The organism is Kitasatospora sp. NPDC043950 (assembly GCF_056435345.1).
The window spans coordinates 88743-110302 of the sequence record NZ_JBWKER010000015.1 but is presented as its reverse complement, the minus strand read 5'-3'; the positions used below and the strand labels follow the sequence as shown (position 1 = coordinate 110302).

Genomic DNA, 21560 nt, shown 5'->3' with positions numbered 1-21560 from the left:
CCGGCTGACACAGCCGGGCCCCGCCGTGCTGCGTGCGGCCCCGGCACGCCAGCCCGTAGTCGAGCGGGCGCGCTGCGTGATGTGTCCTGGAAGTAATGCTTCCGCACAAGGAATTGACGCAACGTTGATCTGTCGTTCGCCGCCCGGGGGCAGCTCCGGGTGACGGACGGTAGATACCATGTGGCAATCGGTCAGTGCTGACTGACGCGTGCCGAGAGCGGAGAAGGGGTGGGGCGGCCGGAGCCGACCACGAGCCCGGCGCCGGGAAAGGGGAGTCGAATGGCCGGCAGGGAGTCGAACGCCCAGGTGTGGGGTGCGGCGGTGGTGGTGGCGTCCGCGCTCGCCGTGGTCGCGGCCTACCTGATCAACGGGGCGATGCTGGTCCTGGTCGTCGCCGGGGTCGAGGTGCTGCTGCTCATGGTCTACGTGGGCCGCCGCTGGCGGGCGCTCCACCGGCCGACCGCCCCGCGGGGGCACCGGCCGTCGGCCGTCACCCCGGACGCCGCGCACTGCGAGCGCTGCCGCCGGGCCCGCGAGGCGCTGGACGCCCGGCAGGCGCGCGGCCGCACCGCCGGGCCTGCGGTGGAGCCGTGGCCGGAGGCCGACGTGGCGGACCACCCGCCGTACCCGCGCCGCCCGCAGGGCCGGGCGCCGTACGAGCGCCCCTGGACGGCGGAGCGGGCGGTCGCCCGGTCCGTGGACCGCGCGGCCGCCCGCCGTGGCGCGCCGGGTTCAGCCGGCCGCGCTGTACGCCACCAGTGAGACCCCGACGTACTGCACGATGAACGCGCCCAGGGTGAAGGCGTGGAACACCTCGTGGAAGCCGAACCAGCGCGGTGACGGATTGGGCCGCTTGAGCCCGTACACCACGCCGCCGATGCTGTAGAGCACCCCGCCGACGATCATCAGCACCAGGACGGCGACGCCGCCGGCGTGCAGGAAGTCCGGCAGGAAGAAGGCGGCGGCCCAGCCGAGCGCGATGTACACCGGTGTGTACAGCCAGCGCGGCGCGCCGACCCAGAACACCCGGAACGCTATTCCGGCCAGCGCGCCGCCCCAGGCCACCCAGAGCAGCACCTGCTGGTCGGCGCCCTTGAGCAGCAGGATCGTGAACGGCGTGTAGGTGCCCGCGATGATCAGGAAGATGTTCGCGTGGTCCAGCCGCCGCAGCACGGCGTCCCCGCGCGGGCCCCAGTCGAAGCGGTGGTAGACCGCGCTGACCCCGAACAGCAGCCAGGCGCTGATCGAGTAGATCGCGCAGGCGATCTTGGCGGGGGTGGAGTCGGCCAGGCAGATCAGCACGATCCCGGCGGCGACGGTGGCGGGGAACATCCCGGCGTGCAGCCAGCCGCGCCACTTCGGCTTGCGTCCCGAGGCCTCGTTCTCCGCGCCCTCGTTCTCCGTGCTCTCGATGAGCTCAGCAGTCATGCGCAGCATGCTACCCGCTACCTACGGGGCCGTAGGTTACTGGCGCGTAGGAAAGTGGTGATCATCACTCTTGGACGTTTTGGAGTATTCGAGGTGTCCGCGAGGGTGTCCGGGCCGGGATGTGGACGACCTATTACTGGCCGGTAATCGTACTTACTGTAGTAAAAGATAAGTCAATTTCGACGCTGTGCCGCAGTTTGGCGTTGGAGCCGGAGCTACGCTGCAAGCACCCTCAGACCCCCGCTACGCCACCTCCTCGCCGAGATGGTGTGAAACGGAGCGATCGTGTCGTACGAGATCTCTGCTCTCAGCGCCTCCGCGCCCACCCGCCACCAGCGCCTGCTCGCGTGGGTGAACGAGATCGCCGAGCTCACCCAGCCGGACCGCGTCGAGTGGTGCGACGGCTCCGACGAGGAGTACCAGCGCCTCGCGGACCTGCTGGTGGCTCAGGGCACCTTCAAGAAGCTCAACGAGGAAAAGCGCCCCAACTCCTACTACGCCGCCTCGGACCCGACGGACGTGGCGCGCGTGGAGGACCGCACCTACATCTGCTCCGAGCAGGAGAAGGACGCCGGTCCGACCAACAACTGGAAGGCCCCGGCCGAGATGCGGGAGGTCTTCCAGGGCGAGAAGGGACTGTTCCGCGGCGCGATGAAGGGCCGCACGATGTACGTCGTGCCCTTCTCGATGGGCCCGGTCGGTTCCCCGCTGGCCGCGTACGGCGTCGAGATCACCGACTCCGCCTACGTCGCCGTGTCGATGCGCGTGATGACCCGCATGGGCAAGGCGGTGCTGGACCAGCTCGGCGAGGACGGCGACTTCGTCAAGGCCGTGCACACCGTCGGCGCCCCGCTGGCCGAGGGCCAGGCGGACGTGCCGTGGCCGTGCAACAGCACCAAGTACATCTCGCACTTCCCGGAGACCCGGGAGATCTGGTCCTTCGGCTCCGGCTACGGCGGCAACGCCCTGCTCGGCAAGAAGTGCTACGCGCTGCGCATCGCCTCGACCATGGCCCGTGACGAGGGCTGGCTGGCCGAGCACATGCTGATCCTGAAGCTCACCCCGCCGTCCGGCGAGGTCAAGTACGTCGCCGCCGCCTTCCCGTCGGCCTGCGGCAAGACCAACCTGGCCATGCTCCAGCCGACCGTCCCGGGCTGGAAGGTCGAGACGATCGGCGACGACATCGCCTGGATGCGCTTCGGCGCCGACGGCCAGCTCTACGCGATCAACCCCGAGGCCGGTTTCTTCGGTGTCGCCCCCGGCACCGGCGTGGACACCAACGCCAACGCCATCGACACCCTGTGGGGCAACACGGTCTTCACCAACGTCGCGCTGACCGACGACGGCGACGTGTGGTGGGAGGGCCTGACCGAGGAGCCCCCGGCGCACCTCACCGACTGGCGCGGCAACGACTGGACCCCCGAGTCCGGCACCCCGGCCGCCCACCCGAACGCCCGCTTCGCCGTCCCGGCCGCGCAGTGCCCGACCATCGCCCCCGAGTGGGAGGACCAGTCGGGCGTGCCGATCTCGGCGATCCTGTTCGGCGGCCGCCGCGCCACCGCCGTCCCGCTGGTGACCGAGTCCTTCACCTGGCAGCACGGCGTCTTCCTCGGCGCCAACATCGCGTCCGAGAAGACCGCCGCCGCCGAGGGCACCGTCGGCGAGCTGCGTCGCGACCCGTTCGCGATGCTGCCGTTCTGCGGCTACAACATGGGCGACTACTTCGCCCACTGGCTGAAGGTCGGCGCCCAGGCGGACGCCGCGAAGCTGCCGAAGATCTACTACGTCAACTGGTTCCGCAAGAACGCCGAGGGCGCGTTCGTCTGGCCGGGCTACGGCGAGAACAGCCGCGTCCTCAAGTGGATCGTCGAGCGCCTGGAGGGCACCGGCGAGGGCGTCGAGACCCCGATCGGCGTGCTGCCGACCGTCGACGGCTTCGACCTCGGCGACCTGAAGCTGTCCCAGGAGGACCTCGACCTGCTCTTCACCGTGGACGCCGACATCTGGCGCCAGGAGGCCGCGCTGGTGCCGGCCCACCTGGAGCTGTTCGGCGACCACACCCCGAAGGAGCTGTGGGACGAGTACCGGAGCCTCGTCGCGCGCCTCGGCTGAGCCTGAGCCTCAGCAGAGCGAGAGGCGGTCGCGCGGCACGAACCGCGCGCCCGTCGAGTGACAGGACGGCCGGAGTTCCCCCGGGCGGTCTTTCCCCGACCAAGGAGACCGCCCGGGCCGGGACTCCGGCCGTAGTGCTTTCCCCGGGTGCCGGGTGCCGGGTGCCGGGTGCCGGGTGCCGGGTGTCAGGGTGTCGGGCGCCGGGCGCGGGGGCCACGGCTGGGTGCGGCCGTTCCGGGGCTACGGCTGGGTGTAGCCGCTCAGGAAGTCGCCGATCCTGGTCACCGCGTCGGTGATCTCCTCCGCCCGGGGCAGCGTGACCAGCCGGAAGTGGTCCGGCTCGGGCCAGTTGAAGCCGGTGCCCTGGACCAGCAGGATGCGCTGGGAGCGCAGCAGGTCCAGCACCATCTGGGCGTCGTCCTTGATCTTGTAGACCTTCGGATCCAGCCGCGGGAACGCGTACAGCGCGCCCTTGGGCTTGACGCAGCTGACCCCCGGGATCTCGTTGAGCAGCCGGTACGCCGCGTCGCGCGAGGCGAGCAGCCGCCCGCCGGGCAGCACCAGGTCGCGGATCGACTGCCGGCCGCCGAGCGCGGCGGCCACCGCGTGCTGGGCGGGCATGTTGGCGCACAGCCGCATCGAGGCCAGCACGGCCAGGCCCTCGATATAGCTGTGGGCCCGCTGCCGGTCGCCGGAGAGCACCATCCAGCCGGAGCGGAAACCCGCGACCCGGTACGCCTTGGACAGGCCGTTGAAGGTGACGCAGAAGAGGTCGGGCGCCAGGGTGGCCAGCGGGACGTGCTCGGCGTCGTCGTAGAGGATCTTGTCGTAGATCTCGTCCGCGTAGACCACCAGCCGGTGCCGGCGGGCGATCTCGACGATGCCCTCCAGCACCTCGCGCGGGTAGACCGCGCCGGTCGGGTTGTTCGGGTTGATCACCACGATGGCCCGGGTCCGGTCGGTGACCTTGGCCTCGATGTCGGCGAGGTCCGGGTACCACTCGGCCTGCTCGTCGCAGCGGTAGTGCACCGCGGTGCCGCCGGCCAGCGAGACCGAGGCGGTCCACAGCGGGTAGTCGGGCGCCGGGACGAGCACCTCGTCGCCGTCGTCCAGCAGCGCGGTCATGGCCAGCTGGATCAGCTCGGAGACGCCGTTGCCGAGGAAGACGTCCTCGACGCTCAGCCCGTGCAGGCCGCGGTCCTCGTAGTGCATGACCACCGCGCGGCGGGCGGCGAGCAGGCCCTTGGAGTCGCCGTACCCGTGCGCGGTCGAGAGGTTGCGCAGGATGTCCTGGAGGATCTCCGGCGGCGCCTCGAAGCCGAAGACGGCGGGGTTGCCGGTGTTGAGCTTGAGGATGCGGTGGCCCTGTTCCTCCAGCCGCATCGCCTCGTCGAGTACCGGGCCGCGGATGTCGTAGCAGACATTGGCGAGCTTGCTGGACTGGATGACCTGCATGCCTGCCTACTTTAGGGGCACCTCCGGGCACTTCGGTGCGCGTCCCGGGACGCGCACCGAACCGCCCGGAGCGGCCTCCTTGGATCGGGAGGCGGGGGTGTCAGCCGACCTTCCAAACCAGGGGCGCGGTGTCCAGGATGTTCCCGTACGTGAGGAAGCTGGGCGGGGTCTCGTTCGGGACGAGATAGACGGCACACAGCTTGACGGACTGCCCGTCCGCGAGCGTGACCAGCGACCGGGTGTCGCACTGCGGGATCGCCTTCTGCAGGGTCGCGGCCGGCAGCGCGCCCGCCGAGTGGTCCTTGGGCTTCACCCAGACCCGCATCATGTAGGCGTCCTCGGCCAGCGGGGCGCCGGTGCGGTTGGTGAAGGAGACGGTGACGTAGTACGGCGTCTTGCCGCTGGTGCTCGTCGACGGGAGGTTGAGCGGGGCGATCTCCGCGGCGGTGCCCTTGACGATCGAGACCGCGGCGGCGTCCACCACCGAGCTCTTGCCGACGTAGCGGCCGGCGCTGCCGAGCGGCAGCGGGCGGTCGTAGCTGACCTGGGTGACGTTGTTGCCGCCGGCGGTGACGGACGGCTGCGGTCCGGCCGGGGCGGTCGGGGTGGTCGGGGTGGCCGGGGCGGTCGAGGCCGCGGAGCCGGTCGGGGTGCCGGGAGCCGTGGAGGCGCCGGCGGCGCCGGTGGGCGGCGCGGCCGGGGCGCTCGGGACGGCCGCCGGGTCGGCGTTGTCCGGCCCGCAGGCCGACAGCGCCAGGACGAGCGCCGCCGCCGGCAGGCCGGCCGCGATTCTCCGGATGGACTGGGTCTTCGTCATGGTCGTTCCCCCGTTGGATGATGTGGTCGGTGCGCCCCGCCCGGTTCCCGGGTGCCGCACGGGCGTGCAGGCGTTGATCGAAAAGGGGGTGCGCCGGTGATGCTAGCCGCAGTCGGCGCGGTGCTGGCCGCATTTCTGGTGGCTCCGCTGTTGCGCGGGCTGGTCGCCAGGTTCGCCGTGCCGGAGGGCGAACCCTGGTGCGGTGCCTGCCCGTTGTGCGGGCGCGAGGTGCGACTGCTGCCGCCCACCGGACGCTGTCCGGGCTGCCGGGAGCGGTTGGGCGCGGGCGCCTGGTCGGTGGAGCTGGTGGCGGCCGTGGTCGCCGCCGGGCTGGCGTACGCGGCGGACGGGCCGTCGGCCGCGGCGCTGGGCTGGGCGGCCGGGCTCGGCGTGGTGCTCGGCTTCGTCGACGCCCGGGTGCGCCGGCTGCCGTACCGGCTGACCCTGCCGCTGGTCGGCGGGGTGGCCCCCCTGCTGGCGGTGGCGGCGCTGGCCGCGGGGCGCCCGGGGGTGCTGCTGCGCTGCCTGCTGGTGGCCCTCGCGGTCGGGGCCCTGCTCGAACTGGCGGTCTGGATCGGCGCGTTGGGCCCGGGTGACTCGCCGCTGGGGTTCGCCCTGGGCGGGCTGCTCGGCTGGTACGGCTGGCCGGTGGCGGTCGCCGGGTTGTTCGCCGCGGTGGTGCTCGCCGGGCTCTGGGCGATCCTGCGGGCCGCCGTCGCGCTGGCCCGCCGGCGCCCGGTGCGCGGGCTCGACGTCCCGGTCGGACCGTTCCTGCTGCTCGGCGCGCTGCTGGCGGTGCTGGCCCGGTAGCCCCCGGGCCCGGGAGGCCGGACTTCCCGTGCCACCGCGACGCCACAGGTGGTGCCTGGGCCCGGGGGCCGGACCGGACCTGGCGCTACCGGGCCCGGACGCGGGAGGGCCCGCCGTACCGGGTCGGGTACGGCGGGCCCCGCCGCCGGCGCGCAGGCCCCACCCTCAAGGAGCGGCGCGCCGGTGGGGGATTGGCGGTGGGGGGTTACGGCATCTTGTGGACGAACGGGCCGACCGCGTTGGAGAAGGCGTTGCCGTTGTTGGCGTCCCAGTTGGTGGACCAGGTCATCGCACCGCGGATGGTCGGCCACTTGGCCGGCGGGACGAAGCTGCCGCAGTTGTTGCCGGTGGCCAGGCAGTCCAGCGCGTTGTTCACCACGGTCGGCGAGACGTAGCCGCCGCCGGCCGCCTTGGCGGAGGCGGGGACGCCGATGCCGACCTGGTCGGGCCGCAGGCCGCCCTGGATGTGGGTGCAGACCTGCGAGGTGATGAAGTCGATGGTGCCCTGGTTGTAGACCTTGCCGTCGCAGCCGTTCATGCCGCCCGAGTTGTAGAACTGGGTGTTGACGACGGTGAGGATGTCCTTGGTGTTCAGCGCCAGCTGGAAGTAGGCGCCGGCGGTGCTGTACATCCCGATCGTCTCGGGCGCCATGGTCAGGATGAAGCCGGGGCCGACCTTGGCCTGGAGGGTGTGCAGCGCGTTGCCGAGCGGGCCGGCCTGGACGCCGTTCTCCAGGTCGACGTCGATGCCGTCGAAGCCGTAGTCCTTGATGATCGCGTAGGCGCTGTTGGCGAAGTTGTTGCCGGCGGTGGCGTCGCCGACGGTGATCGCGCCGTTCTGGCCGCCGATGGAGAGGACGACCTTCTTGCCGGCCGCCTGCTTGGCCTTGATGTCGGCGCGGAACTGCGCGTCGCTGTAGCCGCCGAGGGCCTTGGACAGGCCGGGGTCGAGGGTGAAGCTGATCGCGCCGGTCTGGGTGGGCACGGCGTCGGCGAAGGACACCGCGATGATGTCGTAGGCGCTCTGCACGTCGCCGAGGCGCTGCGGGGTCGAGCCGTTGTCGAAGTTCTGCCAGTAGCCGGTGACCGCGTGCGCGGGCAGGCCGGTGACCGGCGGGGTGGTGGCGGTCGCGGTGGCCGTGGGGGTCGGCGTCGCGGTCGCGGTCGCGGTGGCGGTCGGGGTCGCGGTGGCCGTCGGCGTGCCGGTCGCGGTGGGGGAGGAGGTCGCGGTGGCCGTGGCGGTCGGTGACGGGGTGGCGGTGGCGGTCGGGCTCGGGGTGGAGGGGCCGCCGGGGCCGATCAGGCTCACGTCGTCGGCGAGGTAGGCGCTCTGGCCGTACCAGCCGTGCAGGTAGACGGTGACGCTGGTGGCGTTCGCGCCGGTGGTGAAGGTGGAGGACAGCTGGTTCCAGCTGTTCTGGTTCGACCAGGTGGACGGGTCGGTGCCGCCGGTGCCGCGCGCACCGAGGTAGACGTACGGGCCCTGGACCCAGGCGCTCAGCGTGTAGCTGGTGTTGGGCAGCACGCTGATGGTCTGGGTGCACTCGGCGGTGTCGCCGGCGCCCGGGGTGGCCTGCAGCGCGCCGGTGCCGGAGTGGGCCGGGGAGGAGACGGTGGTCGCCGCGCCGGCGCAGTTCCAGCCGCCCAGCCCGCTGTCGAAGCCGCCGTTGGTGACCAGGTTGCCGACGGCCGCGCTGGCGCCGCCGGCGAAGAGGGCCAGGCCGCCGCCGGCCAGGGCGAGGGCGGTGGCGCCGGCCGCGACGGCCGGGAGGGGGCTGCGCCGGCGCTTGTGCGCGGGCTGGTTCAGCGTACGGGCCATGAGGTGACGCTCCTGGGGAGGGAGCGGCCGCCGCGGTGGGGGGCGCGGCGGCCGCGTGTGGGGGAGGGGAGGTCCGTCGTGGTGCGTGGGGTCGTCGTACCTGGGGGTGGGCGACCGCGGCGGTGCATGGTGGTGCACGGTGGTGCGTGGGGGTGGGGCGGGGCCGTGGGGTTCGTTCCGCCTTGGATCAAAAGCTGGACTAGACCATTGCCGGTCGTCAAGCATTGGACAGTCGGCTTACGGATTCCTTAAGGATTCGGAGACCGTTCCGTGTCCGCCGTCGGAGCCGTCGGGCAAGGCCCGCGACACGCCCGCCGGGGCGGACTCCGTACAGGACCGTGACCAGACCGCTACCTGCGGCTTTACCGTGTGCCTGCCCGCCGGAGTAGGCTGCGCCGGGGCGTTGACGCACCAGCTGAACGAGCACGGAGGGGCCGGGAATCATGGGTCTGCGCGATGTCGCCGAACGGACGCCGGGTCTGCGTACCCTGCTGGGCGGGATGTACGGGCTCTACGGCCGCCGGGTCGAGGTCCACCTCGCCCGCACCCCGCACCACATCGGCGTGATCCTGGACGGCAACCGCCGCTGGGCGAAGGCCGCCGGGGGCACCACCGTGTACGGCCACCAGCGCGGCGCCGACAAGATCAGCGAGTTCCTCGGCTGGTGCGACGAGACCCACGTCAAGGTCGTCACCCTCTGGATGCTCTCCACCGACAACCTCGACCGCCCCGCCGACGAGCTGGTCCCGCTGCTGGGCATCATCGAGGACGCCGTCACCGGGCTGGCCGCCGCCCGCCGCTGGAAGGTCCACCCGGTCGGCGCACTGGACCTGCTCCCGCAGCACACCGCCGACGTGCTCAAGCGGGCCGCCGAGGAGACCGCCGACATCGACGGCATCACGGTCAACGTCGCGGTCGGCTACGGGGGCCGGCACGAGATCGCCGACGCCGTCCGTTCGCTGCTCCAGGAGCACGCCGGGCGCGGCACCTCGATCGAGGAACTGGCCGAGATCCTCGACGTCGAGCACATCGCCGAGCACCTCTACACCCGCAACCAGCCCGACCCGGACCTGATCATCCGTACCTCGGGCGAGCAGCGCCTGTCCGGTTTCCTGCTCTGGCAGAGCGCGCACAGCGAGTTCTACTTCTGCGAGGCGTACTGGCCGGCCTTCCGCAAGGTCGACTTCCTGCGGGCGCTGCGGGCGTTCGAGCAGCGCAACCGGCGACTGGGCCTCTGAACGGGTGAAGTGACCGCCGTAGGGCTGGCCTACCCGGAGCCCTCGTGAGGCCAAACGTTCACCGGCAATGATCCGTCAGTTCGCCAGGGGCGCGAATGCACCGCCCCTCGCCTGGGAATACTCCAGGCAGTCCGGTCCCGAGGCCACCGGGGCAGCGGGGGCCGGCTTGCCGCGGATGACGCAGGGTCATCCGCTCTGGAGGCCTAGTGGTCAGTTCCAAGAGCCGCCGGACGCCAGACCGGCGCACGTACGTTCTCGACACCAGCGTGCTCCTGGCGGACCCGCTCGCCATGACCCGCTTCGAGGAGCATGAGGTCGTCCTGCCGGTGGTGGTCGTCACCGAGCTGGAGGCCAAGCGGCACCACCCGGAGCTGGGCTACTTCGCCCGCCAGGCGCTGCGACTGCTCGACGACTACCGCATCCGCCACGGCCGGCTCGACGAGCCGATCCCGGTCGGCGAGCTCGGCGGCACCATCAGGGTCGAGCTCAACCACTCCGACCTGTCGATACTGCCGGCCGGCTACCGGGTCGGCGGCGGCGAGGCGGACTCGCGGATCCTCGCGGTCGCCCGCAACCTCCAGGCCGAGGGGTACGACGTCACGGTCGTCTCCAAGGACCTGCCGCTGCGGATCAAGGCCAGCTCGGTGGGCCTGCTCGCCGAGGAGTACCGGGCCGAGCTCGCCATCACCTCCGGCTGGACGGGGATGTCCGAGCTGCACGTCCCGGCGGAGCAGGTGGACGCGCTGTTCGCGGCCGGCCACGACGCCGCGGTGGACGTCGAGGGGGCGGACGAGCTGCCCGTGCACACCGGGCTGGTGCTCACCTCGGAGCGCGGCCGGGCGCTCGGCCGGGTGACCGGCGACGGCCGGGTCCGGCTGGTGCGCGGCGAGCGCGAGGCGTTCGGACTGCGCGGGCGCAGCGCCGAGCAGCGGGTGGCACTCGACCTGCTGCTCGATCCGGACGTCGGCATCGTCTCGATGGGCGGCCGGGCGGGCACCGGCAAGTCCGCGTTGGCGCTGTGCGCGGGGCTGGAGGCGGTGCTGGAGCGGGGGCAGCACCGCAAGGTGATGGTCTTCCGGCCGCTGTACGCGGTCGGCGGGCAGGAGCTCGGCTACCTGCCGGGCTCCGAGACGGAGAAGATGAGCCCCTGGGCGCAGGCGGTCTTCGACACCCTCTCCGCCGTCACCACCCCGGACGTGATCGAGGAGGTGATCTCCCGGGGGATGCTGGAGGTGCTGCCGCTGACCCACATCCGGGGCCGCTCGCTGCACGACGCCTTCGTGATCGTGGACGAGGCCCAGTCGCTGGAGCGGAACGTCCTGCTGACGGTGCTGTCCCGGATCGGCCAGGGTTCGCGGGTGGTGCTCACCCACGACGTGGCGCAGCGCGACAACCTCCGGGTGGGCCGGTACGACGGCGTGGTGGCGGTGGTGGAGAAGCTGAAGGGGCATCCGCTCTTCGCGCACATCACGCTCACCCGCTCGGAGCGTTCGCCGATCGCGGCGCTGGTCACGGAGATGCTGGAGGACATCCACCCGTGATTCGTCCCTGACCAGGACATAGTCGGACAATACGGTCAACTCTTGGTGCGGGGCCCGCTCCTGACGGGGCGGGCCCTCACCCCTTTCATCACATCGAGTGCTTTCCGCCCGGGGAACTCCCGTGCGGTGAATGTGACGTGCGCCACGCGAACGGGAATTGCGTCGACAGCGTCCGGTGCGGCATGGTGAGGGTTCTGTCAGGCCCCGCGTACGGCGTGGCAGGGCTTCCGGACTCCACGAGTCCGGGCCCGGATGGTCCACCAACTCCGGTCGGTGGACGCACAATTGAAGACCGATGAGCCGTACGCCGCCCGATTCCAACGCCCGGTCGCCTCACCTCGGCCGGACGCCGGGCCAGCACCTCCCGTGACCAGAGCACCTGCGGAGGTCAGTGCCAAGGGGCATGTTGCGCCCGCACGGTCACGCGTGGGCGATGCTGGAAGGAATCCATGTGACTCGGATCTCGGTCCGGGGAGTCGCTGTGGCCTCCGCCACCGCCGTCACCGCTGTCGGTGCCGTCGTGGGTGTGGCCTCGGGCAGCGAGGGCAAGACGACGCAGACGGTCGACGTCGCGGGCGCGACCCTGCTTGCCGAAGTCCCCTCTGGCGCCCAGGCGCAGACCATCAGTGACAACATCGGCCAGCAGGCATCCGCCCAGCAGGCCTCCGCCGACGCCGCGGCCAAGGCCGCCGCCGAGCAGAAGGCCGCCGAGGAGGCCGCGCGCCAGAAGGCCGCCGCGGACGCCCAGGCGAAGGCCGATGCCCAGGCCAAGGCCGACGCGGACAAGGCTGCCAAGGCCGCCGAGGACAAGCGCAAGGCCGACGAGGCCGCTGCCAATCGTTCCAAGGCGCGTTCGGCGATGGCCGCCACCGACAACAGCGCCCCGCCGGTCTCGGCCAGCCCCGGATCCGTCCAGGACATCGCCCGGCAGGTCGTCGGTGACGACGCCCAGTTCCAGTGCTTCAGCCAGATCGTGAAGCGCGAGAGCGGCTGGGACTACACCGCGACCAACCGGAGTTCCGGCGCGTACGGCCTGGTCCAGGCGCTGCCCGGCACCAAGATGGCCTCGGCCGGTGCCGACTGGCGCACCAACCCGGCCACCCAGATCAAGTGGGGTCTGGGCTACATGAACAGCCGCTACGGCAGCCCCTGTGGCGCCTGGTCGTTCTGGCAGTCCCACAACTGGTACTAGGAGCCGCCACCGCCCGGCGGTGGACTCTCCCGTACGGCCCCCGGCCGCTCGTCCCGCCCGACGAGCGACCGGGGGCCGTCGCGTTCCCGCCCACCGGGAGCCGGATCGGGCCGCGCCGCCCGGGCTGCGCTGACCAGTGCGCCTGCGGGCGGTGCGGACCCGGTGCGGACGCGGGGCGCGGGAAGGGGTCCTGGTCGCTTCCCGCACCGGCCGGTCCGCCGGCAGTTGGTCCGTGGTCCGAGGCCTCGCTCTCCCCGGGGGCCTCGTTTCGACTCCTCCCCAGCGATCCCGGTCCGAAACCATCTGAAACCTGACGGTTTGCCCCGGTTTGATGGCGAGGTTGTTCGAGCCGAACCCGGCGGGGGCCGGACTCGCCGGGCCGCCGCCGGGTAGCGTCATCCCTGACGGCCGTGGCGGGACCCACGGCGTACCGCCGGGCACGGCGGCTCAGCAGGGGAGCGGTGGTAGCGAGGATGGCGCGGGGCGGAAAGGCCTTCAAGGCCGTGGCCAAGGGCATGGCCGTGGTGGCGAGCGCGGCCGCCGTGATCGAACGGCGCCGGCGTGCCGCGATGGCGGCCGACCCGCACGAGCTCGCCGTCCCCGCACTGGCCGAGGCGCCCGATCCGGTGCCGGCCCCGCGGGTCGAACCCGCCGCGGTGCCGGCCGCCGCCCCGGCGGCCCCCGCGCCGGCCGCACCGCCCGGCCTGGCGCGGGAGTACCACCCCGGCCGGCCGGCCACCCCGGCCGAGGCCGTGCCCTGGGGGCTGCGGGTGGCCGCCGAGTCGACCTGGCGGCTGCTGCTGCTCGGCGGCGCGCTCTACGTCGTCTTCTACATCGTCGACATGCTGCGGCTGGTCGCCTTCGCGGTGCTGGCCTCGCTGCTGATCTCCGCGCTGCTGGAGCCGACGGTCTCCTGGCTGCGCCGGCACGGGGTGCCGCGCTCGCTGGCGGCGGGCGGGGTGTTCCTGAGCGGTCTGGCCGGAATCGGGCTGGTCGGCTGGTTCGTGGTCTGGCAGGTGTCCACCAACCTGTCGACGGTCACCAGCAAGGTGAAGGACGGCGTCGACCAACTGCGGGACTGGCTGAGCACCGGGCCGCTGCACCTGACCCAGCAGCAGATCAACGACTACGCCGACCAGATCGGCAAGGCGATCACCACCAACACCGACCAGATCACCTCGGCCAGCCTGACCGGCGCGCAGATCGCCGTCGAGGTGCTGACCGCCGTGGCGCTGGCCTTCTTCACCACCTTCTTCTTCCTCTACGACGGCGCGCGGATCTGGAACTGGGCGTTGCGCGGACTGCCCCGGCACTCCCGCTTCGCCATGGCCGGAGCCGGCCCGAAGGCGTGGGCGACGCTCACCGCGTACGTGCGCGGCACCGTCTGCGTGGCCTTCATCGACGCGGTCTGCATCGGCATCGGCATCGACCTGCTGGGCGTGCCGATGGCGATGCCGTTGGCCGTGATCATCTTCCTGGGCGCCTTCGTCCCGCTGGTCGGCGCACTCGTCACCGGCACGGTCGCGATGCTGATCGCCCTGGTCACCGAGGGGCCGTGGACGGCGCTGATGGTGCTGATCGTGCTGGTCGCGGTGATGCAGATCGAGAGCCACATCCTGCAGCCGCTGATCCTCGGCCGGGCCGTCCGGGTGCACCCGCTGGGCGTCGTCCTCGGCGTCGCGGCCGGCGGCATCATCGGCGGCATCGGCGGTGCGGTGGTGGCCGTCCCGCTGATCGCCGTCACCAACACCGTGATCACCCACCTGCGCCGCCGCAACGAGGCCGGCCAGGCCGTCTTCACCGCCATGGAGGCCGCCCGCGAGGCCGCGGGCCGGACCTCCGCCGCCCCGGCCGGGGACGGCTGAGGCCGAAGCGCAACGCCGACGGGCCCTCCCGGACGTGGTGTCCGGGAGGGCCCGTCGGCGTTGGTGCGGGGTCCGTCAGGCGCCGGCGGCGGCGAGGGCGGCCTCGGAGTCGAGGACGCCCGCCACGGCCTGGAGGACGGCGGCGATCTTCATCGAGGCCTGGACGACCTCGCGCTCGACGCCGGCCTTGCGCAGCACGGCCTCGTGCGAGTCGAGGCACTGGCCGCAGCCGTTGATGGCCGAGACGGCGAAGCACCAGAGCTCGAAGTCGACCTTCTCGACGCCCGGGGTGCCGATGATGTTCATCCGCAGACCGGCCCGCATCGTGCTGTACTCCTTGTCGGAGAGCAGGTGCAGCGTCCGGTAGTAGACGTTGTTCATCCCCATGATCGCGGCCGCGCCCTTGGCGGCGGTGTACGCCTCCGGGGAGAGGTTGGCCTTGGCCTCGGGCTCCAGCTCACGCAGCAGGGCGGCGCTGCGGGTGGCCATCGCGCAGGACAGCACGGTGCCCCAGAGCTGCTGGGCGGGGAGGTCGGAGTTGCCGATGACCGAGCCCAGGTTGAGCTTGAGGTCCTTGGCGTAGTCCGGGAGGGCGGCCTTCAGGTCGTCGAGGGCCATGGGTCAGCCCGCCAGCAGGGCCTGGGCGTCGAGGGTGTCCTCGCCCTTGGTCCAGTTGCACGGGCACAGCTCGTCGGTCTGCAGGGCGTCCAGCACCCGCAGGACCTCCTTGGGGTTACGGCCGACGGAGCCGGCGGTCACCATGACGAACTGGATCTCGTTGTTGGGGTCGACGATGAACACCGCGCGCTGGGCGGTGCCGTCGGCGCCCTCGACGCCGCAGGCGCGCATCAGGTCGTGCTTGACGTCGGCCAGCATCGGGAAGGGCAGGTCGCGCAGGTCCTTGTGGTCCTTGCGCCAGGCGTGGTGCACGAACTCGGAGTCGCCGGAGACGCCGAGGATCTGGGCGTCGCGGTCCGCGAACTCGTCGTTCAGCTTGCCGAACGCGGCGATCTCGGTCGGGCAGACGAAGGTGAAGTCCATCGGCCAGAAGAAGACGATCTTCCACTTGCCCTCGTAGGACTTGTGGTTGATCTCGGCGAAGGCGTTCGCGGCGTCCAGGTCGACGCAGGCGTTGAGTTCGAACTCGGGGAACTTGTCACCGATCGTGAGCACGTTCGCTTCTCCTGAAGTGAGACTGAGGGGAGTTTTGTCCGGATTCCGGACACGCCCTACGTTTCCACATCGTGGACTGATCAGGGAAATAGCTACACTTGATGTGTCTGATCGGAGATGGCTATCAGTACCGAACCGCCCACGTCGCGGCCCCGCCCCCGCAGGGTCGCCGCCGCCAAACCCGAGGCCGCTGTGGCGAGCGCCACAGTCCGCAGCCCCCGGGCGCCGACCGTCGCCCAGCTCAAGGCCTTCCTCGCGGTCGCCGAGCACCGGCACTTCCGGGAGGCCGCCGCCGCCACCGGGACCAGCCAGCCGGCCCTGTCCGGGGCGGTCGCGGCACTGGAGGAGTCGCTGGGCGCGCAGCTGGTCGAGCGTACGACGCGCAGGGTGATTATCACCCCACTGGGTGAGCGCGTGCGTGAGCACGCACGCCGGGTGCTCGCCTCGCTGCAAGCCCTCACCGAGGAGGTCGAGGCCGCCCGCCGCCCGTTCACCGGGCCGCTGCACCTCGGCGTCATCCCGACCGTCGCGCCCTACCTGCTGCCCACCGTGCTGCGGCTGGTCCGCGACCGCTTCCCGGAGCTGGAACTGCACGTCCACGAGGAGCGCACCCCCGCGCTGCTGGAGGGGCTGGCCGCCGGGCGGCTGGACGTCCTGCTGCTCGCGCTCCCGGCCGGCGGTACCTCACCGACCCGCGACATCCCCCTGTTCGACGAGGACTTCGTCCTGGTCACCCCGCCCGAGCACCCGCTCGCCGGGCGCATCGACGTCCCGCGCGACGTGCTGCTCGACCTGGACGTGCTGCTGCTGGAGGAGGGCCACTGCCTGCGCGACCAGGCCCTCGACATCTGCCGTGAGGTCGGTGCCGATCCCGGGGGCTCCACCACCCGCGCGGCCGGCCTGTCCACCCTGGTCCAACTGGTCGCCGGCGGCCTCGGGGTGACGCTGCTGCCCGCCACCGCGCTGGACGTCGAGGCCGGCCGCACCGACCGGCTGGCCGCCGTCCGCTTCGCCGCCCCGGCCCCCGGCCGCCGGATCGGGCTGGCCACCCGCCCGGGCTCGGCCCGCAGCACCGAGTACGAGCGCTTCGCGGCCGCGCTGCGCGAGGTGCTGGCCGAACTCCCGGTCCGGATCGCCTCCTAGCGGCCTGCGGTCCTACGGCCTCACGGCCTCACGGCTTCGCCGGGGCGCCGAGGCAGAGCCCGACCGTGGTGGCCACCAGCAGGTCCAGGGCCCGCAGGGTGCCGTGGTCGGGCTGCTCGCCGGGCGCGCGCAGGGCCAGGTAGCGGTCGGTGAGACCGTCGAAGCCGGTGAGGAAGTGGACGGCGATCTCCTCGGCGGGCATGGCCAGTTCGAGGCCGTGCGCCTCGGCGAGGGTCGTGAGCATCTCCGCCGCGGTGCGTTCGATCCCGTGCTGGAGCGCCCGCATGATCTCCTGTAGGTCCGGGTCGCGCATCGCCAGCGCCGCGAACTCGCCCAGCAGCGCGCAGCGCCCGTCCGTGCCGGTCGAGCTCTCCCAGAGCGCGTGGACCAGCGTGGCGACCTGTTCGCCGAAGGAGCCGTCGCCCGGGTAGGCGGCGCGGACGTGGCCGATGAACTCGGCGGTCAGCTGCTCGACGACGGCCCGGTAGAGGTCCTTCTTGGTGCCGAAGGTGTAGTGCACCGTCGCCTGCGCCACGCCCAGCTCGGCCGCGATCGCCCGGGTGCTGCCGGCGGCGACCCCCTCCCGGGTCATCAGGTCGAGGGCGGCCTGGACCAGTTGCGGTCGGCGTTCGGAGGCGGGGACATGAGCCATCCAGCCAGGGTATCGCCATGGTCGGATAACTGCGTCGAATGATTCCGTCACTTGATTCTGTCGACCAACTTTGTCGCCTGACAATATTGCGCGTACGGTGGACCGCGACCTGTTCAGGCACCTGCCTGCCCGACGACCTGACCGAGGGGTCACCCATGGCCACGCACCTCTACCGACTGGGCCGCTACTGCTTCCGGAGACGGCGGGCGGTGCTGGCGGTCTGGATCGCGGTGCTGATCGCGATCGGCGGGGCCGCGGGTGCCTTCGCCGGCAAGACCAGCGACGAGTTCAAGGTGCCGGGCACCGAGGCGCAGACCACCCTGGACCGGATCAAGGACACCTTCCCGGAGCAGGGCCACGGCTCCGCCCAGGTCGTCTTCGCGGCCCCCGCGCCCGGCGGCGCCACCACGCCCGAGGCGGGCAGGGCGGTCAGCGAGGCGGTCGCCCGGATCACCGCCGTCCCCGGCGTGGCCGCCGTGCCCGACCCGTACGCCACCCACGCCGTCTCACCGGACGGCCGGGTCGCGATCGCCCTGGTCTCCTTCGACCACAAGCTCGCCGACGTCACCGACCAGCAGCGCGAGGCCGTCAAGGCCGCCGCCGAACCGGCCCGCGCGGCCGGGCTGGACGTCGCCTTCGGCGGTGACGCGTACAACCGGATGGCGCAGGTCGACGGCGGCGAGGCGATCGGTCTGGCCGTCGCCGGGGTGGTCCTGGTGATCACCCTCGGCTCGTTGGTCGCCGCCGGGCTGCCGCTGCTGACCGCGATGGTCGGGGTCGGTGTGGCGATGGCCGCGATCATGGCGCTGTCCGGCTCGTTCGAGATCATCACCACCGCGCCGGTGCTGGCCCTGATGGTCGGTCTCGCCGTCGGCATCGACTACGCGCTGTTCATCCTCTCCCGGCACCGCCGCCACCTGGACGAGGGCCTGGAGCCGGACGAGGCCGCCGCCCGCGCCACCGCCACCGCCGGCAGCGCCGTCGTCTTCGCCGGCCTCACCGTGGTCGTGGCGCTCGCCGGGCTCGCCGTCGCCGGCGTCCCCTTCCTGACCGTGATGGGCCTGGCCGCCTCCGGCGCCGTCGTGGTGGCCGTCCTGGTCGCGATCACGCTGCTGCCCGCACTGCTCGGCTTCGCCGGCCGCGCCATCGACCGGCTGCCGGTCTGGAAGCGGGCGCTGCGCACCGGCAGCCGGACCACCCTGGGCGAGCGCTGGGGCCGGTTCGTGGTCCGCCGCCCGCTGGCCGTGCTGCTCGTCGGACTGGCCGGACTGGGCCTGCTCGCGGTGCCCGCCGCGAGCCTCCGGCTCGGCCTGCCGGGCGGCGGCTCGCAGGCCGCCGGCACCGATGCGCGCAAGGCCTACGACCTGGTCGGCGAGAGCTTCGGGCCGGGCTTCAACGCGCCACTGGTGGTCGTCGTGGACGCCGAGGGCGTGCCGCAGCCGGAGCAGGCGGTGCAGGGGGTGGCGGCCAGGCTGCAGACCCTGCCGGGCGTGCGGACACTGCTGCCCCCGGCAGTCGACCAGGCCGGGCGCACCGCCCTGCTCACCGTCATCCCGCAGACCGGACCGGACGACGCCGGCACCAGGACACTGGTCAACGAGATCCGCGACCAGCGCGCGCCGCTCAAGACCTCGACCGGCGCGGACATCGCCGTCACCGGTACCACCGCCGCCAACATCGACGTCTCCACCAAGCTCGGCCAGGCACTGCCGCCGTTCCTCGCGGTGATCGTCGGCATCGCGGTGGTGCTGCTGGCGCTGGCGTTCCGCTCGGTGCTCGTCCCGCTCAAGGCGGTGGCCGGCTTCCTGCTCAGCATCACCGCCTCGCTCGGCGCGGTGGTCGCGGTCTACCAGTGGGGCTGGCTGGACGGCCTGATCGACGTGCCGAAGGTCGGGCCGGTGGTGAGCTTCGTGCCGATCCTGCTGATCGGCGTGCTGTTCGGGCTGGCGATGGACTACGAGCTGTTCCTGGTCTCCGGGATGAAGGAGCAGTACGTCCACGGGAAGGCGCCGCGGGACGCCGTGGTGGCCGGGGTGCGCGGCGGCGCCCGGGTGGTCACGGCGGCGGCGCTGATCATGGTGTCGGTGTTCGGCTCGTTCGTCTTCGGCCACGACCCGATCGTGCAGCCGATCGGCTTCGCCCTCGCGGTGGGCGTGCTGGTGGACGCCTTCGTGGTGCGGATGGCGCTGGTGCCGGCCGCGATGGCGCTGTTCGGCAAGGCCGCCTGGTGGTTCCCGAAGAGGCTGGAGAAGGTCGTGCCGCGGGTCGACATGGAGGGCGAGCAGCTGATCGCGCGGCTGGAGCAGCATCCGGTGAAGGAGCCGGCCGGGGTCTGAACCGCTCCCGGGCGCTCGGCGGGCCGCTCCCGTCGGGCGCCCGCGCGCCGCGGCAGCCGCTGCTCGACGGGCGGCTGCGGGTGGTTACGGGTGGTTACGGTAGCCGCTGCTCGACGGGCGGTTGGGGCAGTCGCTGCTCGAACCAGACCACCTTGCCGGTGCCCAGCCGGGTGGCGCCCCAGCGGTCCGCGCACCGGGCCACTATCTGCAGGCCGCGACCGCGTTCGTCCTCCAGCCCGGTACGGCGCGGCCGCGGCAGCAGCGGGCTGTCGTCGCCGACCTCGCAGCGCAGCCGAGTGGTGCGCACCAGGCTCAGGGTGACCGGGCGGGTCGCGTGCTGGACGGCGTTGGTCACCAGCTCGCTGATCATCAGCTCGGTCGCCTCGCTGAGCTCGCCGAGCCCCCAGCGGCGCAGCGTGTGGGCGGCCAGCCGGCGGGCCCGGCCGGGCGTCTCGTTGCGCGGCTGGAGGTACCAGTGCGCGACGTCCCCGGCCGGGATGCCGTCGAAGCACGCGCCCAGCAGGGCGATGTCGTCGCCGCGGTCGCCGGGCGGCAGGATCCGCAGCGCCTCCTGGCACAGCTGCTCGGGGGACTGCCAGCGGGCGGCGGCGATCCGGGCGCGGAGGACCTCCAGGCCGTCGCTGATCGGGCGGCTGCGGGTCTCCACCAGGCCGTCGGTGAACAGCAGCAGGGCCGAGCCGGGCGGGGCGGGAAGTTCGACCGAGTTGAAGTCCACCCCGCCGACCCCGATCGGGGCCCCGGAGTCCAGCTCCACCAACTCGGCGGTGCCGTCCGGCCGGACCAGGACGGGCGGGACGTGCCCGGCGTTGGCCAGCACCACCCGGTTGGCGATCGGGTCGTACACCGCGTACACGCAGGTCGCCAGGTGCTGTTCGCGGCCGAGCCGTTGGGCCTGCTCGTCCAGGTGGTAGAGCACCTCGTGCGGCGGCAGGTCGAGGGCGGCCAAGGTCTGGGCGCTGGTGCGCAGTTGGCCCATGATGGCGGCCGAGGTGAGCGAGTGGCCCATCACGTCGCCGACGATCAGGGCGACCCGGTTGCCGGGCAGTGGCACGGCGTCGTACCAGTCGCCGCCGACCTGCGCGCCGCGCTCGCCCGGCAGGTAGCGCTGGGCGAGGCGGACGCCGTGCGGCTGCGGCAGGCGCAACGGCAGCATGCTGCGCTGGAGTTCGTTGGCTATCTCCCACTCGCGGGCGTACCGCAGGGCGGTGTCCACCGCCAGCCCCGCCTGGGTGGCGAGGTGCGCGGCGGTCGCGGTGTCGGCGGCGTCGAAGGCGGGCCGGCCGGTGCGTTCAGGAGGGCGGCGGATCAGCACCAGCAGGCCGAGCACGGCCTTGCGGCCGCGCAGCGGCAGGGCCAGCACCGACGTGCCCGCGGCCAGGCGGGCCAGCCCGCGGGTGCCGTACAGCTCGCGCAGCAGCGCCTCGGTGCGTTCGGCGCCGGGCGTGCCGAGCACCGCGGACTCGGCGGGGCGGCGGCTCAGCAGGGCGTGCGCGAGCGCCCCGCCGCGGGTCACCGGGGTGGCGGGGCCGGTGTCGGCGGTGGAGCGGGAGCCGTACCGGGAGCGGTGCCGGTCGTCCGCGCCGCTCGGCCGGCCGCGTCGCCCGATCCGGGTGCCGGTGCTGTGGTGGATCCGCAGCTCGTCCGGGAAGCCGGGCTCGCGCTCGACGTTGGGCAGCGGATCGCGCAGGTGGACCACGGCGGCGTCGGCCAGCGTGGGAACGAGTACCCGGCCGATGTTGCGCAGCGTCGCGGACAGGTCGAGCGCGCTGTTGATCCGCCGGGTGGCCAGGTCGAGGTAGCCGAGCCGGCCCGCCACGTCCTCGCGCTCCGGGCGCGCGGTCGGTTGGTGTGCCGGTGCCGGTGCCAGGGGCAGGCCGCGCTGGCCCGGGACGGCAGCCGGCTGTCCGGCCTCGGTCTTGAGCTGGTCGCGCACGGCTGCCTGTCCTGGATTCGGTGTG

Annotated in this window: 17 protein-coding genes; 9 read left to right on the top strand and 8 right to left on the bottom strand. The window is 72.6% G+C overall.

From position 1 onward, the window contains the following. Positions 1-279: 279 nt before the first annotated feature. Positions 280-762 carry a hypothetical protein gene (locus AC07BF_RS13220; RefSeq protein WP_400809800.1) on the top strand — a complete coding sequence of 161 codons (483 nt, stop codon included), beginning with the start codon at positions 280-282 and terminating at the stop codon, positions 760-762. On the opposite strand, the gene trhA is transcribed toward AC07BF_RS13220, so the two are convergent. After that, on the bottom strand, positions 733-1437 hold the full coding sequence (gene trhA / locus AC07BF_RS13215) for a PAQR family membrane homeostasis protein TrhA (protein WP_400989217.1): 705 nt from the start codon (positions 1435-1437) through the stop codon (positions 733-735). The two genes, AC07BF_RS13220 and trhA, sit on opposite strands and share 30 nt — an antisense overlap. A gap of 276 nt (positions 1438-1713) precedes the next feature. On the opposite strand from trhA, the gene AC07BF_RS13210 reads away from it, so the two are divergent. Continuing rightward, a complete protein-coding gene (locus AC07BF_RS13210) occupies positions 1714-3540 on the top strand; it encodes a phosphoenolpyruvate carboxykinase (GTP) (RefSeq protein ID WP_363585457.1) in 1827 nt (608 codons plus the stop codon). A 240-nt stretch (positions 3541-3780) separates the two neighbouring features. Here the strand turns inward: AC07BF_RS13210 and AC07BF_RS13205 are convergent, their stop codons facing one another. Both AC07BF_RS13205 and AC07BF_RS13200 read right to left on the bottom strand, forming a co-directional pair. Then, positions 3781-4995 carry a pyridoxal phosphate-dependent aminotransferase gene (locus tag AC07BF_RS13205; protein ID WP_350879977.1) on the bottom strand — a complete coding sequence of 405 codons (1215 nt, stop codon included), beginning with the start codon at positions 4993-4995 and terminating at the stop codon, positions 3781-3783. A gap of 100 nt (positions 4996-5095) precedes the next feature. Continuing rightward, entirely contained in the window at positions 5096-5812 is a 717-nt protein-coding gene (locus AC07BF_RS13200) for a hypothetical protein (protein ID WP_400989219.1), read from the bottom strand. A gap of 99 nt (positions 5813-5911) precedes the next feature. Here AC07BF_RS13200 and AC07BF_RS13195 point away from each other — a divergent pair, with 99 nt between their 5' ends. Continuing rightward, the gene (locus tag AC07BF_RS13195) at positions 5912-6622 is read left to right on the top strand and encodes a prepilin peptidase (RefSeq protein ID WP_363585480.1); all 711 of its coding nucleotides are present in this window, start codon (positions 5912-5914) and stop codon (positions 6620-6622) included. Positions 6623-6827: 205 nt separating this feature from the next. On the opposite strand, the gene AC07BF_RS13190 is transcribed toward AC07BF_RS13195, so the two are convergent. Then, a complete protein-coding gene (locus AC07BF_RS13190) occupies positions 6828-8441 on the bottom strand; it encodes a chitinase (RefSeq protein WP_478333367.1) in 1614 nt (537 codons plus the stop codon). A 443-nt stretch (positions 8442-8884) separates the two neighbouring features. On the opposite strand from AC07BF_RS13190, the gene AC07BF_RS13185 reads away from it, so the two are divergent. The 4 genes from AC07BF_RS13185 to AC07BF_RS13170 all read left to right on the top strand — a co-directional run bounded on the left by AC07BF_RS13185 (position 8885) and on the right by AC07BF_RS13170 (position 14277). Beyond that, entirely contained in the window at positions 8885-9679 is a 795-nt protein-coding gene (locus AC07BF_RS13185; protein ID WP_208869076.1) for an isoprenyl transferase, read from the top strand. A 206-nt stretch (positions 9680-9885) separates the two neighbouring features. Further along, entirely contained in the window at positions 9886-11220 is a 1335-nt protein-coding gene (locus AC07BF_RS13180; RefSeq protein WP_063347994.1) for a PhoH family protein, read from the top strand. Between the two features lie 451 nt (positions 11221-11671). Continuing rightward, positions 11672-12412, top strand: a complete 741-nt coding sequence (locus AC07BF_RS13175; protein WP_400809806.1) for an aggregation-promoting factor C-terminal-like domain-containing protein — start codon at positions 11672-11674, stop codon at positions 12410-12412. Positions 12413-12885: 473 nt separating this feature from the next. Beyond that, positions 12886-14277: an AI-2E family transporter gene (locus AC07BF_RS13170; RefSeq protein WP_363585454.1), complete on the top strand. Its 1392-nt coding sequence runs from the start codon at positions 12886-12888 to the stop codon at positions 14275-14277. 75 nt (positions 14278-14352) lie between these two features. On the opposite strand, the gene AC07BF_RS13165 is transcribed toward AC07BF_RS13170, so the two are convergent. Both AC07BF_RS13165 and AC07BF_RS13160 read right to left on the bottom strand, forming a co-directional pair. After that, a complete protein-coding gene (locus tag AC07BF_RS13165) occupies positions 14353-14895 on the bottom strand; it encodes an alkyl hydroperoxide reductase (protein ID WP_363629586.1) in 543 nt (180 codons plus the stop codon). A gap of 3 nt (positions 14896-14898) precedes the next feature. Continuing rightward, on the bottom strand, positions 14899-15450 hold the full coding sequence (locus tag AC07BF_RS13160) for a peroxiredoxin (protein ID WP_063347991.1): 552 nt from the start codon (positions 15448-15450) through the stop codon (positions 14899-14901). Between the two features lie 117 nt (positions 15451-15567). Here AC07BF_RS13160 and AC07BF_RS13155 point away from each other — a divergent pair, with 117 nt between their 5' ends. Beyond that, positions 15568-16593: a LysR substrate-binding domain-containing protein gene (locus AC07BF_RS13155; RefSeq protein WP_363585453.1), complete on the top strand. Its 1026-nt coding sequence runs from the start codon at positions 15568-15570 to the stop codon at positions 16591-16593. Positions 16594-16621: 28 nt separating this feature from the next. On the opposite strand, the gene AC07BF_RS13150 is transcribed toward AC07BF_RS13155, so the two are convergent. Next, complete coding sequence (locus tag AC07BF_RS13150; protein ID WP_363621351.1) at positions 16622-17245, bottom strand: TetR/AcrR family transcriptional regulator; 624 nt, start codon at positions 17243-17245, stop codon at positions 16622-16624. Between the two features lie 155 nt (positions 17246-17400). On the opposite strand from AC07BF_RS13150, the gene AC07BF_RS13145 reads away from it, so the two are divergent. Beyond that, positions 17401-19581, top strand: a complete 2181-nt coding sequence (locus AC07BF_RS13145; protein WP_478333366.1) for an MMPL family transporter — start codon at positions 17401-17403, stop codon at positions 19579-19581. A 94-nt stretch (positions 19582-19675) separates the two neighbouring features. On the opposite strand, the gene AC07BF_RS13140 is transcribed toward AC07BF_RS13145, so the two are convergent. After that, positions 19676-21535 (bottom strand): ATP-binding SpoIIE family protein phosphatase, encoded by a 1860-nt coding sequence (locus AC07BF_RS13140; RefSeq protein WP_363629580.1) that lies wholly within the window; start codon positions 21533-21535, stop codon positions 19676-19678. Between the last annotated feature and the right edge of the window lie 25 nt (positions 21536-21560).

What these genes read in the sequence shown, in the direction of transcription:
- AC07BF_RS13220 (WP_400809800.1), top strand. Translation starts at nt 280, where the DNA reads ATGGCCGGCAGGGAGTCGAACGCCCAGGTGTGGGGTGCGGCGGTGGTG.
- AC07BF_RS13170 (WP_363585454.1), top strand. Translation starts at nt 12,886, where the DNA reads ATGGCGCGGGGCGGAAAGGCCTTCAAGGCCGTGGCCAAGGGCATGGCC.
- AC07BF_RS13205 (WP_350879977.1), bottom strand. Translation starts at nt 4,995, where the DNA reads ATGCAGGTCATCCAGTCCAGCAAGCTCGCCAATGTCTGCTACGACATC.
- AC07BF_RS13165 (WP_363629586.1), bottom strand. Translation starts at nt 14,895, where the DNA reads ATGGCCCTCGACGACCTGAAGGCCGCCCTCCCGGACTACGCCAAGGAC.
- AC07BF_RS13195 (WP_363585480.1), top strand. Translation starts at nt 5,912, where the DNA reads ATGCTAGCCGCAGTCGGCGCGGTGCTGGCCGCATTTCTGGTGGCTCCG.
- AC07BF_RS13150 (WP_363621351.1), bottom strand. Translation starts at nt 17,245, where the DNA reads ATGGCTCATGTCCCCGCCTCCGAACGCCGACCGCAACTGGTCCAGGCC.
- AC07BF_RS13185 (WP_208869076.1), top strand. Translation starts at nt 8,885, where the DNA reads ATGGGTCTGCGCGATGTCGCCGAACGGACGCCGGGTCTGCGTACCCTG.
- AC07BF_RS13155 (WP_363585453.1), top strand. Translation starts at nt 15,568, where the DNA reads ATGGCTATCAGTACCGAACCGCCCACGTCGCGGCCCCGCCCCCGCAGG.
- AC07BF_RS13145 (WP_478333366.1), top strand. Translation starts at nt 17,401, where the DNA reads ATGGCCACGCACCTCTACCGACTGGGCCGCTACTGCTTCCGGAGACGG.
- trhA (WP_400989217.1), bottom strand. Translation starts at nt 1,437, where the DNA reads ATGCTGCGCATGACTGCTGAGCTCATCGAGAGCACGGAGAACGAGGGC.
- AC07BF_RS13200 (WP_400989219.1), bottom strand. Translation starts at nt 5,812, where the DNA reads ATGACGAAGACCCAGTCCATCCGGAGAATCGCGGCCGGCCTGCCGGCG.
- AC07BF_RS13190 (WP_478333367.1), bottom strand. Translation starts at nt 8,441, where the DNA reads ATGGCCCGTACGCTGAACCAGCCCGCGCACAAGCGCCGGCGCAGCCCC.